This is a genomic window from Streptomyces sp. NPDC051738 (assembly GCF_044453205.1).
In the GTDB taxonomy this organism is placed as follows: Bacteria; Actinomycetota; Actinomycetes; order Streptomycetales; family Streptomycetaceae; genus Streptomyces.
Window position 1 is genome coordinate 187,090 of the sequence record NZ_JBITCM010000019.1, and the last position, 18,156, is coordinate 205,245.

Sequence of the window (18,156 nt, forward strand, 5' to 3'; positions counted from 1 at the left end):
TCACTCGGCGGACTCGTCGGTCGGGTCGTACGAGTCATGGGGGTCGGTGGGGTCGTCAGGGCCGGCGCCGTGGCCCTGGAGTGCGGCGCGCACGAGCTCGTCGAGCGCCATGGCGTCGATGTCGGCGTCGGGTTCGGGGGCCGCCGGGGGCTCGGAAGCGTCGTTGTCGGTGGCCAGGGCGAGGAGTTCGTCGAGCAGACCGGTCTCGCGCAGCCGGTCCAGGGGCAGTTGGGCGAGCGCCGACCGGATCCGGGCGTCTTCGGGGGTCTCGTCGGGCGAGGTGGGCGTGGCGGGCGCGGTGGGCGTCTCGGGTGCGAGGCGTTCGGTCACGTGGTGGGCGAGCGCCAGCGGGGTGGGGTGGTCGAAGACGAGGGTGGCGGCGAGGGGCAGGCCGGTGGCGGCGGTGAGCTGGTTGCGCAGTTCGACCGCGCCGAGGGAGTCGACGCCGATGTCGCGGAAGAGGCGTTCGGCGCCGATGGCGGCCGGGTCGCGGTGGCCGAGGACGGCCGCGGCCCGCGCCAGCACCAGGTCCAGGACGGCTTCGGTGCGGCGGGCGGGGGGCAGCTTGGCGAGCCGGTCCCGAAGGGCGCCGGCCGGTTCGGCGGTCTGCTCGGAGGCGGCGCCCTGCGGTCGGTCGTGGCCGGGCAGGCCGCGCAGCAGGGCGCGGGGGCGTCCGGCGGCGGGTCCGGCGAACGCGTCCGTGGCCAGACCGGCCACCAGCGCGGTCGGGTGGGGTTCGGCGACGAGCCGGCACAGCATCTCGGCGGCGAGTTCGGGGTCCATGGGTGCGATGCCGACCCGCCGCATGGCCTCCTCGGCGGCGGCGCCCCCGGCCATGCCGCCGCCTCCCCAGACGCCCCAGGCGATGGATGTGGCGGGCAGGCCCTCGGCCCGGCGCCGTTCGGCGAGCGCGTCCAGGACGGCGTTGGCGGCGGCGTAGTTGGCCTGGCCGGGGTTGCCGACGAGGGCGGTCGCCGAGGAGAACAGGGCGAACACCTCCAGGTCGCGGTCCCGGGTGAGTTCGTCGAGGAGCAGGGCCGAGGCCGCCTTGGCGCGGAAGACCGTGCCGAACCGCTCGGGGGTGAGCCGGTCCAGCACGCCGTCGTCGACCACGCCGGCGGTGTGCACCACGGCGGTCAGCGGCAGGTCGTCCGGGATCGCGGCGAGCAGTTCGCCGAGTTGTTTGCGGTCGGCGACGTCGCACGCGGCGAGCGTGACGCGGGCGCCGAGGCCGGTCAGCTCCTCGCGCAGCGCGGCGGCTCCGGGCGCGTCGGGTCCACGGCGTCCGGCGAGTACGAGGTGCGGGGCACCGGCCTTGGCGAGTCGCCGCGCGACATGGGCGGCCAGCGCTCCGGTGCCGCCGGTGATCAGCGTGGTGCCGGAGGGCTGCCAGGCGGCGTCCGCGTCAGGGCCGTCACCGGGTGCCGGGACGATACGGCCCGCGAAGACGGTGCCCCCGCGGACGGCGACCTGGTCCTCGCCGTCCTGCCCGGCGAGGACGGCGGTGAGAACGCCGAGTTCGCGGGCGGCGGGCACGGCTGCCGGCAGATCGACGAGGCCGCCCCAGCGGTCCGGGTACTCCAGCGCGGCGACCCGGCCCAGGCCCCAGACGGCGGCCTGCTCGGGGGCAGGGGCCGCGTCCGCCGCGCCGACCGACACCGCGCCGCGCGTGAGGCACCACACGGGCGCGGTCAGGCCCGCGTCGCCGAGTGCCTGGACGAGGGCGGCGGTGCCGACCGTTCCGGCGGGCATCTCGTCGTCGCCGGTGCGGTCGTCCAGTGCCAGGAGCGACAGCACTCCGGCGAATCCGCTGCCGTACGTCCGTATCCGGGTGGCGAGTTCGGCCCGGTCCGTGGTCTCGGCGCGCATCCGCACGACGCTCGCGCCGAGCCCGTCGAGGACCGTTTCCGTCCAGGCGTCGTCGGCGCCGGACGCGGGCAGCACCGCGAGCCAGGTGCCGGTGACACGGCGGGCCGTCAGGCCGGACAGCGGCTGCCAGACCACACGGTGCCGCCAGCCGTCCATGCGGCTCTCGGTGTCGCGGCCGCGCCGCCAGTCGAGCAGCGCGGGCAGCACCTTGGCCAAGGCGTCGTCGTCCACGTCGAGGCGGGCGCCGAGCTCGGCGAAGTCCTCCTTCTCGACGGCCGTCCAGAAGTCGCCGTCCGCACCGTGCGCGGCCCGCCGGGCGGTGTGCTCGGGCCAGAACCGCTCGTGCTGGAAGGGATACGTCGGCAGATCGACGCGACGCGCCCCGGTGCCGACGAAGTACGCCTCCCAGTCCACGTCGAGACCGGCGAGCCGCAGCCGGGCCAGGGCGGTGGTCAGCGACTGCGCCTCGCTGTGGTCCCGCCGCAGCAGCGGCACGGCGAGCGCGGACGCGGCCGGACCGGCGGCGGCCATGCCGAGCAGCACGCCGCCCGGTCCGACCTCCACCAGCACGGACGCCTGGCGCTCCCCCAGAGTGCGAAGGCCGTCGACGAACCGGACCGCCTCGCGCACATGCCGTACCCAGTACTCGGGCGAGCCGAAGCCGGCGTCGGCGGCGGCGAGACGCCCGGTCAGGTTGGAGACGACCGGGATCGCGGGCGCCGTGACGGTCAGGCCGGTGAGCTCGGCGCGGAAGGCGTCCAGCATCGGCTCCATGTGCGGGGAGTGGAAGGCGTGGCTGACGCGGAGGCGGCCGGTACGCCGGCCCAGGCCGGCGAAGTGCCCGGCGATGCGCAGCACTTCGTCCTCGTCGCCGGAGACGACCACCGCGTCGGGGCCGTTGACGGCGGCCAGTGACACCCGGTCGGTGAGCAGCGGCCGGACCTCGTCCTCGGTGGCCTGTACCGCGCTCATGGCGCCGCCCTCGGGCAGCCCGTCCATCAGGCGGGCCCGAGCGGCGACGAGCCGGCACGCGTCGGCGAGCGTGAGGGCGCCCGCGACATGGGCGGCGGCGATCTCACCGACGGAGTGGCCGACGACGTAGTCCGGGGTGATTCCCCAGTGCTCCAGCAGCCGGAACAGCGCGACCTCGACGGCGAACAGCGCGGGCTGGGCCGTACGGGTGCGGGCGAGAGCCGCCTCGTCCTCGCCCCACACCACCTCCCGCACGGCCGGGTCGAAGTGGCCGAGTACCTCGTCCAGCGCGGCGTGGAAGGCCGGGTGGGCGTCGTACAGCTCCCGGCCCATGCCGAGGCGCTGGCTGCCCTGGCCGGGGAAGAGGAACGCGACACGGCCGGGGCGGTGTGCGTCGGCGCGCAGGACGCCGGGGGCGTCGGCCGTGCCGGACGGGTCGGCGAGGGCGGCGAGGCCCGTCGTGAGGTCGTCGTGGCCGGTGACGGTGAGGGCGGCACGGTGCTCGAACAGGGCGCGTCCGGTGGCCAGCGCGTACGCCAGATCGGCGACGGCCGGGTTCGGGTCGGCGGTGATCCGGTCGAGCAGCCGGCGGGCCTGGTCGCGCAGGGCGGCGGGGGTGCGGGCGGAGAGCACGACGGGCAGCGGGTGCCGTACGTCCGGCGCGGGCTCATCGGCCGGCGCCGGGGGTGCCTGCTCCAGGACGACGTGGGCGTTGGTGCCGCTCGCGCCGAAGGAGGAGACGCCCGCGCGGCGCGGCCGGCCGGTGTCGGGCCAGTCGGTGGCCTCGGTCAGCAGGCGTACGGCGCCGGAGGCCCAGTCGACGTGCGGGGACGGCGTGTCGGCGTGCAGGGTGCGCGGCAGCAGACCGCTGTGCATCGCCTGCACCGTCTTGATCACGCCCGCGACACCCGAGGCGGCCTGGGTGTGCCCGATGTTGGTCTTCACCGAGCCGAGCAGCAGCGGCAGTTCACGGTCCTGGCCGTACGTGGCGAGCAGGGCCTGCGCCTCGATCGGGTCGCCGAGGCCGGTGCCGGTGCCGTGCGCCTCGACGGCGTCCACGTCGGCCGGGGTCAGTCCGGCGTTGGCCAGGGCGCGGCGGATGACGCGCTGCTGGGCGGGGCCGTTGGGCGCGGTGAGGCCGTTGGAGGCACCGTCCTGGTTGATGGCCGTGCCGCGTACGACGGCGAGCACCGGGTGCCCCAGCCGCTGGGCGTCCGAGAGCCGTTCCACGACGAGCATGCCGACGCCCTCCGCCCAGCCGGTGCCGTCCGCGTCGGCGGAGAAGGCCTTGCACCGGCCGTCGGCGGACAGCGCGCCCTGCGTGGTGAACTCGACGAAGCCGACCGGTGTCGACATCACGGTCACGCCACCGGCCAGGGCGACGGCGCACTCCCCCGCGCGCAGCGCCTGCACGGCGAGGTGCAGGGCCACCAGGGAGGAGGAGCAGGCGGTGTCGACGGAGACCGTGGGACCTTGCAGTCCCAGGGTGTAGGCGACGCGGCCGGAGAGGAGGCTGCCGGACTGTGCGGTCTCCCAGCGGCCGAGGTCGTCCGGAAGCCGGTAGTCGCCACTGGTACCGCCGACGAAGACGCCCGCGTCGCTGCCGCGCAGCCCCGTCGGGTCGATGCCAGCCCGCTCCAGCGCCTCCCAGGCGGCCTCCAGGACGAGCCGCTGCTGTGGGTCCATCACGAGGGCCTCGTTGGGCGAGATGCCGAAGAAGCCGGGGTCGAAATCGGCGGCGTCGGCGAGGAATCCACCGCGCCGGGTGATGCTGCCGCCGGGGCCGCCGGACAGCAGCCGGTCGAAGTCCCAGCCGCGGTCGAGCGGCATGTCACCGGTGGCGTCGATCCCCGCGACGACCAGGTCCCACAGGTCTTCCGGGGACCGGACGCCGCCGGGGTAGCGGCAGCTCATGCCGACGATGACGATCGGGTCGTCGGTCGCCGCGACGGGTGCGGTGGTGACCTCGCGCTCGGGCTGCCCGGTGGTACCGAGGAGCTCGGTGAGCAGGTGGTGGGCGAGTTCGTCGGGAGTGGGATGGTCGAACACGGCGGTGGCGGGCACCGTCAGGCCGGTGGCGCGGGCCAGCTGGTCGCGCAGGTCGACGGCGGCCAGCGAGTCGAAGCCGAGGTCGCGGAAGGGCCGGTCGGGTTCGATGGCATCGATGGCGGCCGTGCCGTGGTCGTGTCCGAGGACGAGGGCGCTCTTCTCCCGGACGAGGTCGAGGAGGGTGCCGGCGCGTTCGGTCCCGGGCAGGGCGAGGAGGTCGGCGCGCAGGCGGGCTGCCGGGTCGTCGCCGGGTGCCGTGCCGGTGACGGCGGCCAGCGCGTCGCGGGCCTCGGGCAGGGCGGCGAACAGGGCGGCGGAGGCGCCGCTCGTGGTGTGCGCGGGGGCGAACGTCGTCCAGTCGACGTCGGCTGCGGTGACGGCGGGCAGTCCGAGGCCGACGGCCCGGTCGAGGGCGGCGAGCGCGGTGTCCGGGTCGAGGGCGGGAAGCCCGCTGAGCCGCAGGTGCCCGGCGAGGGACGGTTCGACGGTGCCGGCCCAGGCGTTCCAGGCGATGGCCACGGCGGCCCTGCCGCGCTCCCGGCCGCGTTCGGCAACGGCCTCCAGGGCGGCACCCGCGGCGGCCTCGGCGGCCCGGCCGCGGGCGCCCCAGGTGGCGGCGAGGGAGCCGAACAGCACGAAGGTGTCCAGGTCGCGGTCGGCGAGGAGGTCGTCGAGGGCGAGCACCCCTGCGAGCCGTTCGGCGAGCCCGTCGTCGAGGGCTCCGTCCAGGGCCGTCTGCGCGGGCTCCTCGGCATGGACGACGGCGGTGAGCGCGGCGGCGTCCGGGCTGTCGAGGAGTGCGGTCAGGGCGCTGCGGTCGTCGATGTCGCAGGTGTGGACGGTGAGCCGGGCCGCACCCGTGGTGCCGGCGAGGACGCGGTCGGCGGTGTCCGGGGCGGGCGCGCGGCCGGCGAGCAGGACGTGGTCGGCGCCGCCGAGGGCGGCCCGGCGTGCGACGGCCACCCCCATCGGGCCGGTGCCGACGACGAGCACGGTGCCGCGCGGTGCCCAGTCGGCGGTGCCGGCCGCGGGGCGGGCGCGGACGATACGGCGGGCCCGCGGGCCGTCGGCGCGCAGGGCCAGTTCGCGTTCGGCGGATGCCTGGTCGGCGAGGGTGAGCAGGGCACCGAGCCGCTCGTCGGGAACGGTGTCCAGGTCGAGCAGTCCGCCCCACCGGCCGGGGGCTTCCAGAGCGGTGACCCGTCCGGCGCCCCAAGCCGCGGCGGACGCCACATCCGGCGCGGGGTCGGCCGCGTCGGCCTTCACGCCCCGGTGGGTCGCACACCACAGCGGTGCCGTGACGCCCGCCCGCTCCAGCTGCGCCAGCAGCTCGTCGGGACCGTGGGCGCGCACCGCGCCGGGCAGGGCCAGCACACCGGCCGGTTCGACGGTGACGTCCGCCATGGTCTCCGGGCCGGTCCGCAGGAGGCGCTCGGTGCCCACAGCCGCGACGGCGGCATTGGCCCACTCCTCGTCCCCGTCCCCGGCCAGCAGCAGCCAGCGCCCCGTCCCGGACGCCTCGGGCAGCGAGACCGGCACCCAGTCGGCGCGGTAGAGCAGGCCGTCGGCGGCCGCCCGGGCGCGGCGCCTACGACGCCACGTCGCCAGGGCGGCCGTCGCCTCGGAACCGAGGTCGGTGCCCAAGGTGGCGGCGAGCGCCTCGGGGTCGGACGCCTCGACGGCCTGCCAGAACTCCGCCTCCACGGGATCGGCCTGGACCACGGGCGCGGTCTCGGGCCAGTAACGGCGATGTTGGAAGGCGTAGGTGGGCAGATCCACGAGTCGGGCGCCGCTACCGGCGAAGAAGCCCGTCCAGTCCACCGGAACGCCGTCGGCGTGCAGCCGGGCGAGGGCGGTCAGCGCGGCGGTCGCCTCGTCACCGTCCCGGCGCAGCAGCGGCACCACGGGGACGGTGTCGTCGAGTTGGGAACGTACGGCGCCGCACAGCATGGCGTCGGGGCCGGCCTCGACGAACGCGCCGACGCCGGCGTCCCGCAGCGCGGCTACGCAGTCGGCGAACCGCACGGTCTCCCGGACGTGCCGCACCCAGTAGTCGGGGGTGCCCAGTTCACCGTCCGTGGCCGGGCGTCCGGTGAGGTTGGAGACGACGGTGAGCGTCGGCGGGTGGAAGGCGAGACGGCCGAGCACGGCCCGGAACTCGTCGAGCATCGGCTCCATGAGCGGCGAGTGGAAGGCGTGGCTGACCCGCAGCCGGGTGACCCGGGTGGCGTCGAGCCGGTGGAGGACCGCGTCGAGCTCGCTCTCCTCGCCGGACAACACCACCGCGTCGGGCGCGTTGACGGCGGCGACGGCGACGGTGCCGCCGAGCAACGGCCGTACGTCCTCCTCGCTCGCGCGTACGGCGGCCATGGCGCCGCCCGGCGGCAGGGCGTCCATCAGCCGGGCGCGCGCCGCGACCAGGGCGCAGGCGTCGTCGAGGGTGAGCACGCCCGCGACATGGGCGGCCGTGATCTCGCCGACGGAGTGTCCCGCGACGTACTCGGGGGTGACGCCCCAGGACTCCAGCAGCCGGAACAGGGCCACCTCGACGGCGAACAGGGCGGGCTGCGCCGTGCCGGTGCGGTCGAGGGCGGCCGCGTCGTCGCCCCACATCAGCGGGCGCAGCGGGCGGCCGACTTCCAGGTCGAGCCGGGCCAGGACGGCGTCGAGGGCGTCGGCGAACGCCGGGAAGCGGGCGTGGAGTTCGCGTCCCATGCCGAGGCGCTGGCTGCCCTGGCCGGAGAACAGGACGGTGAGCGGGCCACGGCTGCCGCGGGCCCGGCCGCGCGCGACCTCGGTCGTGCGGTCGGCTCCGGCGAGCAGGACGGCGCGGTGCGGGAGGGCGGCGCGGGCGGTGGCCAGGGTGAGGGCCACGTCGGCGGCGGTCCCGTTCAGGTCGGCGGTCCGCAGCCGGTCGAGCTGGGCGTCGAGAGCGGCGGCGGTGCGCGCGGAGACGACCCACGGCAACGGGGCATCGCTCTCGGCACCCGTTCCGGTGCCGTCCCCGGTCGGCTCTGTCGCGGCCGGCTCCTCGGGTGCCTGCTCCACGATGACGTGCGCGTTGGTGCCGCTCATGCCGAACGCGGAGACACCGGCGCGGCGCGGGCCGTACCCGGCGGGCCACTCGGTGGCCTCGGTGAGCAGGGCGAGGCCGCCCGGCGTCCAGCCGATGTGCGGGGAGGGTTCCTCGGCGTGCAGGGTGCGCGGCAGGACGCCGTGGCGCAGCGCGAGGAGCACCTTGATGACGCCGGCGACACCGGCCGCGGCCTGGGTGTGGCCTAGGTTGGACTTCACCGTGCCGAGCAGCAGGGGCCGTTCACGGTCCCGTCCGTAGGCGGCGAGCAGCGCCTCGGCCTCGATCGGGTCGCCGAGCGTCGTGCCGGTACCGTGCGCCTCGACGGCCTGGACGTCGGCGGGGCGGAGTCCGGCGTCGGCGAGGGCGTGGCGGATGACGCGCTGCTGGGCGGGGCCGTTGGGCGCGGTGAGGCCGTTGGAGGCGCCGTCCTGGTTGACGGCGGAGCCGCGGATCAGGCCGAGCACGTGGTGTCCGCGCCGGCGGGCGTCGGAGAGCCGTTCGAGGACGAGGACGCCGACGCCCTCGGACCAGGAGGTGCCGTCCGCGGTGGCGGAGAACGCCTTGCAGCGGCCGTCGGCGGCGAGTCCGCCCTGGGCGCTGAACTCGACGAAGGCGTCCGGCGCCGACATCACCGACACACCGCCCGCCAGGGCGAGGCCGCAGTCACCGTCGCGCAGCGCCCGCACGGCCCAGTGCAGGGCGACGAGCGAGGCGGAGCAGGCGGTGTCGACGGTGACGGCCGGGCCTTCGAGGCCGAGGGCGTAGGACAGCCGGCCGGAGAGCACGCTGGCGGTGTTCCCGGTGGCGGCGTAGCCCTGGACGTCGGCGGTGCCGCGCCGCAGGACGGTGGCGTAGTCCTGGCCGTTGGTGCCGACGAACACGCCGGTGGGCGTGGCGCGCAGGCCGGTCGGGTCGATGCCGGCGTGTTCCAGGGCCTCCCACGAGGTCTCCAGCAGCAGTCTCTGTTGCGGGTCCATGGCGAGGGCCTCGCGCGGGGAGATCCCGAAGAAGTCGGCGTCGAAGTCGGCGACACCGTCGAGGAATCCGCCCTCGCGGGTGGCGGACGCACCGTCGGCGAGCGCGGCCAGGTCCCAGCCCCGGTCGTCGGGGAAGGCGCCGATGGCGTCGCGGCCGTCGGCGAGCAGCCGCCACAGGTCTTCGGGTCCGGTGACGCCGCCGGGGAAGCGGCAGCCGATGCCGACGACGGCGATCGGGTCGTCGGTGACCGGGCGGGTCTGCGGCACCACGGCATCGGGCGTGGACTCCCCGGTGTCGCCGAGGAGTTCGCCGAGGAGGAAGTCGGCCAGGTGCTGTGGGGTGGGGTGGTCGTAGATCAAGGAGGCGGGCAGTGTGAGGCCGCTGGCGGCGGCGATGCCGTTGCGCAGTTCGAGGGTGGTCAGCGAGTCGAAGCCGAGGTCGCGGAAGGTCCAGTCGGCCTCGACGGTCCGCCGGTCGGTGTGGCCCAGGACGGCGGCGATGCGGGTGCGCAGCAGGTCGAGCAGGGTCCGGCCGCGTTCGGCGGGGGGCAGTGCGGCCAGTCGGGACCGCAGGTCGTCCTCGCCCGGCTCCGCCGACGCTTCGTCGGCCGGTACGGGCCCGGTGAGTTCGGTGAGAAGCGCGGCGGAGGCGGGCTGGAGAGCCGCGAGACGCGGCCAGTCGACGTCGGCGACGGTGACGGCGGTGTCGCCGTGCGCGACCGCGTCCAGCAGGGCGTCGACACCGAGTCCGGGGTCGAGTGGAGTGAGTCCGGCGCGGCGCAGTCGGCGGTCGATGTCCTCCCCGGCGGCCATGCCCGATCCGGCCCAGGGTCCCCACGCGATGGCGGTGGCGGGCAGACCGTCGGCGCGGCGGCGTGCGGCGAGCGCGTCGAGCCGGGCGTTGGCGGCCGCGTAGTTGCCCTGTCCGGCGGCGCCGAGGACACCGGCGGTCGAGGTGTACAGCACGAACGCGGTGAGCGGCAGGTCGCGGGTGAGCGCGTCGAGGTGCTCCGCGGCGGTGACCTTGGCGCGCAGTACGGCCGTGAAGTCGTCCGGCGTGAGGGCGTCGAGGACGCGGTCCTCGACGACGCCGGCGGTGTGCAGTACGGCGGTCAGGGGTGCGCCGGCGGGCAGGTCGGCGAGGACGGCGGCGAGCTGGTCGCGGTCGGCCGCGTCGCAGGCGGCCAGGGTGACCCGGGCGCCGAGGACGGTGAGTTCGTCGCGCAGCTCGGCGGCGCCGGGGGCGTCGGGGCCGCGGCGGCTGAGCAACAGCAGGTGCCCGGCGCCCTCACGGGCGAGGCGGCGCGCGGCGTGGGCGCCGAGGGCTCCGGTGCCGCCCGTGATGAGGACCGTGCCGTGCGGGTCGGCGAGACCACGGCCCGAGGTAGCCGGGGTCTCGCGGGGCGGGGCCTGGACGAGCCTGCGGACGTAGACGCCGGTATCGCGTACGGCGGTCTCGGTGTCGCCGCCCGCGAGGACGGCCCGCAGCCGGCGCGCGGTGGCGGCGTCGACCCGGTCGGGCAGGTCCACCGATCCTCCCAGGCGTCCGGGGTGTTCGAGCGCGACGACCCGGGCCAGTCCCCACACCCCGGCCTGGACCGGGTCGCGGACGGGCTCGCCCGCGCCGAGAACGGAGACGGCACCGCGGGTCACACACCACAGGGGCGCGTCGACGTGGGCGTCGCCGAGCGCCTGGCAGGCGGTGGCGGTGAGCGCGGGGGCGTCCTCGCCCGCGAGTGCGAGCAGGGACAGTACGCCGGTGAACGGCCCGGCCGGTTCACGGAGTTGGGCAGTGGTCCGCGCGCGGTCGCCGGTGACGGTGACACGGACGACGGGTGTGCCGAGCGCGGCGAGGGTGTACTCGGCCCACTCGGAGTCGCCGATGTCCTCGGGCAGCAGCGCCAGCCAGGTTCCGGTGAGGGTGGCCGTGGCGGGCTGAGCGGGCCGCCAGACGACGTGGTGGCGCAGGGTGTCGAGACGCGCACGGTCGTGGCGCCGGCGGCGCCAGGCGGCGAGGGCGGGCGCGAGCGAGCCGGCGGTGTCCGCGTCGAGGCCGAGCTGTGCGGCGAGGGCGGTGGTGTCCTCGCGTTCGACGGCGGACCAGAACGCCGCGTCGGCCGGATCGGCGGCCGATGCCGGTGCGGACGTGCCGGGTTCGGGCCAGTAGCGCTGCCGCTGGAAGGCGTAGGTGGGGAGGTCGAGGTGGTGGTCGGGGACGCCGACGGCGGCGAGGAAGGCCGCCCAGTCCACGGTCACGCCGTGCACATGGGCGCCCGCGACCGCGGTGCTGAGCTGTGCGGCCTCGGCACGGTCGCGGCGCAGCAGCGGTACGACGGCCGCGGACTCGCCGGTGGCGGGGTCGGCGTCGAGGACGGCGCGGGCCATGCCGCTGAGGACGGCGTCCGGGCCGATCTCCAGGAACGTACGCACACCACGGCCGGTGAGGGTCGTGACGGCGTCTGCGAACCGCACGGTGTCGCGCAGGTGCCGCACCCAGTGGTCGGGGGTGGCGAGTTCGTCGTCGGTGAGGACGTCGCCGGTGCGGGTGGAGACGAGCGGGAGGACGGCCGATGCCGGGTGGATCCCTGAGGCTGCCTCGGCGAACTCGTCCAGGACGGCGTCCATGCGGGGCGAGTGGAAGGCGTGGCTGACGCTGAGGCGACGGGTGCGGTGACCGCGTGCGGTGAGCGTGGCGGCGACGGCCTCGACGGCGTCCTCGTCGCCGGACAGGACCAGCGAGGCGGGGCCGTTGACGGCGGCGACGGCCACCCGCTCGTCGAGCAGCGGGGCCACCTCGTCCTCGGCCGCCGTCACGGACACCATCGCGCCGCCCTCGGGCAGCCGCGCCATGAGGCGGGCGCGGGCGGCCACCAGGGCGCAGGCGTCCGCCAGGTCGAGCGCGCCGGCCGCGTGGGCCGCGGCGATCTCGCCGACGGAGTGCCCGGCGACGTGGTCCGGCGTGAGTCCCCAGGACTCGACGAGGCGGAACAGAGCGACCTCGAAGGCGAACAGGGCGGGCTGCGTGTATCCGGTGTCGTCCAGCAACGCGGCCTCGGGGGTGCCCTCGGGCGCGAACATCACGTCCCTGAGCGGCACGTCGAGTCCGCTGTCGAGGTGGGCGAGGGCGGCGTCGAGCGCGTCGGCGAACACCGGGTGGCGGTCGTAGAGTTCACGGCCCATGCCGAGGCGCTGGCCCCCCTGCCCGGTGAAGAGGAACGCGACGCGTCCCCGTCCGGCGCCGGGCGTGGCCGGGCGGACCACGGCGGGATCGGGCTGCCCGTCGCGCAGGGCGCGCAGGCCCCGTAGCAGCTCGTCCCGGTCGTGTACGACGACGGCCGCGCGGCGTTCGAAGGCCGAGCGGTGCAGGGCGAGGGCGGCGGCGAGGCGGGCGACCGGCAGTTCGGGCCGCTCCTCGGCGAAGGTGAGCAGTCGGGCGGCCTGAGCGCGCAGGGCATCGTCACCGCGGGCGGAGACCAGGACCGGAAGCGGGCCGACGGGCTGCAGGTCTTCGGGCGTGGCGGGACGTTCGACCTGGGGTGTGTCGCCTTGCCGGACCGGCTCGGGGGCCTGTTCGAGGACGGTGTGCACGTTGGTCCCGCTGATCCCGAAGGAGGACACGGCGGCCCGTCGCGGCCGCCCCGTCTGCGGCCACTCGGTGGCCTCGGTCAGCAGCCGCACCTCACCCGCCGGCCAATCGACATGCGAGGACGGCGTTTCGGCGTGCAGCGTCGGCGGCAGCGCACCGTGCCGCAGCGCCGTGACCATCTTGATGACTCCGGCGATACCGGAGGCGGCCTGGGTGTGCCCGATGTTGGACTTCACCGAGCCGAGCAGCAGCGGGTGTTCGCGGTCCTGCCCGTACGTGGCGAGCAGTGCCTGCGCCTCGATCGGGTCGCCGAGGGCGGTGCCGGTGCCGTGGCCCTCCACGGCGTCCACGTCGCCCGGCTCCAGGCGGGCACCGGCCAGGGCGGCGCGGATGACGCGCTGCTGAGCCGGCCCGTTGGGCGCGGTGAGGCCGTTGGAGGCGCCGTCCTGGTTGACGGCGGAACCACGGACGACGGCGAGCACGGGATGCCCGTTGCGTACGGCGTCGGAGAGCCGTTCGACGAGGACCATGCCCGCGCCCTCGGCGAGCGCCATGCCGTCGGCGCCGTCGCCGTACGCCTTGCAGCGGCCGTCGGGGGCGAGGGCGCGCTGGCCGCTGAAGCCGATGAAGGTGTTCGGGGTGGCCATGAGGCTGACGCCGCCCGCGAGGGCGAGGTCGCTCTCACCGCCCCGCAGCGACTGGCAGGCCAGATGCAGGGCGGTGAGGGAGGAGGAGCAGGCGGTGTCGAGGGTGACGGCCGGGCCCTCCAGGCCGAGCAGGTAGGCGATGCGACCGGACAGGACGCTGGTGAGCGAGCCGGTCACGGCGTGCCCGTCGGCGCCCTCGCCGTGGGCGGCCGGGTAGTCGTGGTAGCTGGCGCCGATGAACGCGCCGGTACGGCTGCCGCGGATCCGCTCGGGCACGATCCCGGCCCGCTCGAACGCCTCCCAGGACGTCTCGAGGAGCAGTCGCTGCTGCGGGTCCATGGTGAGGGCCTCGCGGGGCGAGATGCCGAAGAACACCGGGTCGAAGTCGGCGGCGTCGCGCAGGAATCCGCCCTGGACTGCGTAGGTGCGGCCGGGGGTGTCCGGGTCGGGGTCGTACAACTCCTCGGCGGGCCAGCCGCGGTCGGCGGGGAAGCCGCTGATGGCGTCGGTGCCGGACATGACGAGGTCCCACAGCGCCTCGGGCGAGTCGACGCCGCCGGGGTAGCGGCAGCTCATGCCGATGACGGCGATCGGTTCGTCGGCGGTGACGGCGACGGGCGCGGCGGGACCGGCCGTTGCGGTGCCGGTGTCGTCGAGGAGAGTGCGCAGGTGCGCGGCGAGCGCCGCGGGTGTCGGGTGGTCGAAGACGAGGGTGGCGGGCAGGGTGAGCCCGGTGGCCGAGGCGATCCGGTTGCGCAGGTCGACGGCGGTGATCGAATCGAACCCGGCGTCGCGGAAGGCACGCCGCTCGGCCAGGTCGTCGGCCCCGGAGAGGCCGAGGGCGGCGGCGGCCTGTCCGCACACGGTGTCGAGCAGCAGCCGGTCGCGTTCGGCGGCCGGCAGCGCGGCCAGCCGGGCGGCGAACTCGCCGTCGGCGGAGGTCTGTTGCCGCTCGACTGTCTCGACGGCCCGCCGGGTCTCGGGCACTTCGTCGAACAGCCGGGTCTCGCGGACGGAGGTGAAGACGGGGTAGTAGCGATCCCAGTCGACGTCGGCGACGGCGAGGACCGCCTCGTCGTCGTCCAGGGCGCGGCGCATCCCGGCGAGTGCGAGATCGGCGTTCATGAACACCAGGCCCGTGCGGCGCACCTGGTCGGGGGCGACGCGGCCGACGCCGAGTTCGTTGGCCCAGATGCCCCAGTGGACGGAGGTGGCCCTCAGGCCCCGGGCGCGGCGCTCGGCGGCGATCGCGCCCAGGTGGGCATTGCCGGCGACGTACGCGGCGTGCTGCCCACTGCCCCACAGTCCGGCGACCGAGGAGAACAGCACGAACGCGTCGAGGTCGTCGTCGGCGAGGAGCGCGTCGAGGTTGCGGGCGCCGTCGACCTTGGCGTGCAGGACGCGGGAGACGGCGGCGAGGTCGGTGCCGGCGAGGGTGTGCAGCTCGATGACGGCGGCGGCGTGGATCACCGTGCGCAGGGTGTGCCCGTCGGCGCGCAGCTGGTCCAGGAGCGCGCCGAGGGCGGCTCGGTCGGTGATGTCGCAGGCCGCGGCGGTGACCTCGGTGCCCGACTCGGCCAGTTCGGCGACGAGTTCGGTGGCGCCGGGCGCCTCGGGGCCGCGCCGGCTGACCAGCACGATGCGCTCGGCGCCCTGGGCGGACAGCCAGCGGGCCACGTGGGGGCCGAGGGTGCCGGTGCCGCCGGTGACGAGGACGGTGCCGCACGGGGTCCAGCCGCCGTTCGCCGGGCGGTCGCCGGTGCGGTCGCGTACGACGCGGCGGGCGAAGACGCCGGAGGCGCGCAGCGCGAGTTGGTCCTCGGCGCTGTGCGCGCCGCCCGCGAGGAGGGCGGCGAGCCTGCGTGCGGCCCGCTCGTCGAGGGTCTCGGGCAGGTCGACGGTGCCGCCCCAGAAGCGGGGGTGCTCCAGCGCCGCGGTCCAGCCGATGCCCGCCGACTGCGCCTGCACGGCCCGGGTGACCCGGTCGGCGCGCCCGGTGGCGGCGGCGCCCCGGGTCAGCAGCCAGAGCGGGCACTCCGCGTCGAGGTCGCCGAGCGCCTGGACGAGGACGACGTTGAGCGCGGTGCCGAGGGCGGCGCCGGGGTGGCCCGGGCAGTCCTGCTCGGCGGCGGCGAGCAGCGAGACGATGCCCGCGACAGGCGTCGTATCGCCGTCGGCCGCCAGGCCCGCGTCCCGCAGCAGCGCGGCGACCGCCTCGCGGTCGAGGTGGGTGTCGTCGAGCACGAGCCGCACGGGTTCGGCTCCGTGCGCGGCGAGCGCGTCCGCGACATCCGTGCCGTCGGCGCCGTCGGCGCCGTCGGCGGTGACGACGAGCCACCGCCCGGTGGCCGTACCGCTCGGCACGGACAGCGGCACCCAGCGCACCCTGTACCGCCAGTCGTCCAGCGTGGACTGCTCGCTGCGGCGCCTGCGCCAGGCGGTGAGGCCGGGCAGTACGGCGGCCAGCGCGTCCTCGGCGACATCGAGGTCGCGGGCCAGCCCCGGCAGGTCGGACTCCTCCACGGCGTTCCAGAAGGCCGCGTCCTCCGTGCCGGCAGCGCCCTGGCCCGCCCCGGGGGTCACGGGCGGCACCCAGAGCCGCTGCTGCTGGAAGCGGTAGGTGGGCAGGTCCACCCGGCGCCGGGCACCGCCGCGGTACGCGGCGGTCCAGTCGACGTGCACGCCGCGCACGAACGCCTCCGCGAGCGAGGCCAGTACGCGTCGCGCGTCGTCCTCGCCGCGCCGCAGCGTGCCACCGACGTACGCCGCGACGCCGGTCTCCTCGACCGCGCCCTGGATGCCCAGGGTGAGCACCGGGTGGGCGCTGATCTCGATGAACGCCCGGTGCTGGGTGGCGAGGAGGTGTTCCACGGCGGGGCCGAAGCGGACCGTCTGCCGCAGGTTGCGGTACCAGTACGCGGCGTCCGTGCCACCGTCGGCCGCCGGGTCGCCGAGCCACTCGCCGGTGACCGTGGACAGCATCGGAATACGCGGTTCACTCGGCCGGACCGGGGCGAGCACGTCGAGGAGTTCGTCGTGCAGGTCGCTCACGTGCGCGGAGTGCGAGGCGTAGTCCACCGGGATCCTGCGGGCCCGGACGCCGTCGGCGGTGAGCGCGTCGTGCAGGGCGTCCAGTGCCTCGGGGTCGCCGCAGACCACGACCGAGCCGGGCCCGTTGACGGCGGCGACGGTCAGCCTGTCCTCCCACGGCTCCAGTCGGGCGGTGGCCTCGGCGACGGGGAGCGGCACCGACATCATGCCGCCGCGTCCGGCGAGGGTACGGCCGATGGCCTGGCTGCGCAGCGCCACGACGCGGGCGCCGTCCTCCAGGGACAGCGCGCCCGCGACGACGGCCGCGGCGATCTCGCCCTGCGAGTGGCCGATCACCGCGTCGGCGCGGACGCCGTAGGCCTCCCACACGGCGGCCAGGGACACCATCACGGCCCAGGTGACGGGCTGGACGACGTCCACCCGGTCGAGTCCGGGCGCGCCGGGCTCCTGGCGCAGTACGCCGGTCAGCGACCAGTCGACGAACGGGTCGAGGGCGAGGGCGCAGGCGGTGATGCGCTCGGCGAACACGGGTGACAGGTCCAGCAGGCGCGCGCCCATGCCGTCCCACTGGGTGCCCTGGCCGGGGAAGACGAACACGGTACGGCCGTCGACGTCGGCCTCGCCGTGCACGACGGGCGCGGTGGGCTCCTGACCGGCGAACGCGTCCAGCGCGGCAGCGAGTTCGGCGGCGGACGTGCCGAGGGCGACCGCTCGGTGGTCGAGCAGGGAGCGGGTGGTGACGAGGGCGTGGCCGGTGTCGGCGGGGTCGTCGGCGGGCCGTGCCGTGGCATGCGTGGCAAGGGCGGTGGCCTGGTCCCGCAGGGCGGCGCGGGCACGGGCGGACAGCAGCCAGGGCAGGGCGCCCGTCACCGGGGACGCGGTGCTCGACCTGTCGGCGGGGACGGTGCTCAACTCGTCGGCGGGTGCGGGCTCCTGAGTCGGCGCCTCCTCCAGTACGGCGTGCGCGTTGGTGCCGCTGATACCGAAGGAGGACACGGCGCACCGGCGCGGACGCCCGGTCGCGGGCCACGGCCGCTCGTCGTCGAGCAGCCGGAGCACCCCGGAGGACCAGTCGATGTGCCGGGACGGCGTGTCGACGTGCAGGGTGGGCGGCAGGACGCCGTGCCGCAGCGCCAGCACCATCTTGATGACGCCGGCGACACCGGCGGCGGACTGGGCGTGCCCGATGTTGGACTTCACCGAGCCGAGCCACACCGGCCGCTCCGGGTCCCGGTCGCTGCCGTACGTGGCGACCAGCGCCTGCGCCTCGATGGGGTCGCCGAGCGCGGTTCCGGTGCCGTGCGCCTCCACGGCGTCGATGTCACCGGGGGTGACATGGGCGTTGGCGAGGGCCTGCCGGATGACGCGCTGCTGGGAGGGGCCGTTGGGCGCGGTCAGGCCGTTGGAGGCGCCGTCCTGGTTGACGGCGGAGCCGCGGATCACGGCGAGCACGGGGTGCCCGTTGCGCACGGCGTCGGAGAGCCGCTCCACGAGCAGCAGCCCGACACCCTCGCCGAGGGTCATGCCGTCGGCGCCGTCCCCGAACGCCTTGCAGCGTCCGTCGGCGGCGAGCGCCCGCTGCCTGCTGAACGCCACGAACGAGTCCGGCGTCGTCATGACCGTCGCACCACCGGCCAGCGCGAGCGTGCTCTCGCCGCCCCGCAGCGACTGGCAGGCCAGATGCAGGGCGACCAGGGAGGAGGAGCAGGCGGTGTCGACGGTGACGGCGGGCCCTTCGAGCCCGAGGACGTACGACAGCCGCCCCGACAGCACACTCGGGCTGGACCCGGTGACCATGTGGCCCTCGGTGCCCTCTCCGGCACCACGCCCGTAGTCCTGGTAGCTGGAGCCGATGAACGCCCCTGTGCGGCTGGCGCGCAGCGTGCCCGGATCGATGCCGGCCCGCTCGACGGCTTCCCAGGCGGTCTC

1 protein-coding gene (only partly in view) is annotated in these 18,156 nt (G+C 76.0%); it reads right to left on the minus strand.

Features of this window, described 5'->3' with window-relative positions; translation table 11 throughout:
- Positions 1–18,156, minus strand: the 3' end of a protein-coding gene (locus ACIA8X_RS35715; protein WP_399460040.1) for a type I polyketide synthase. Its footprint extends 20,106 nt past the window's final position; 18,156 of the gene's 38,262 nt are visible here — the last part of the coding sequence; the start codon falls outside the window, past its right edge; its stop codon occupies positions 1–3.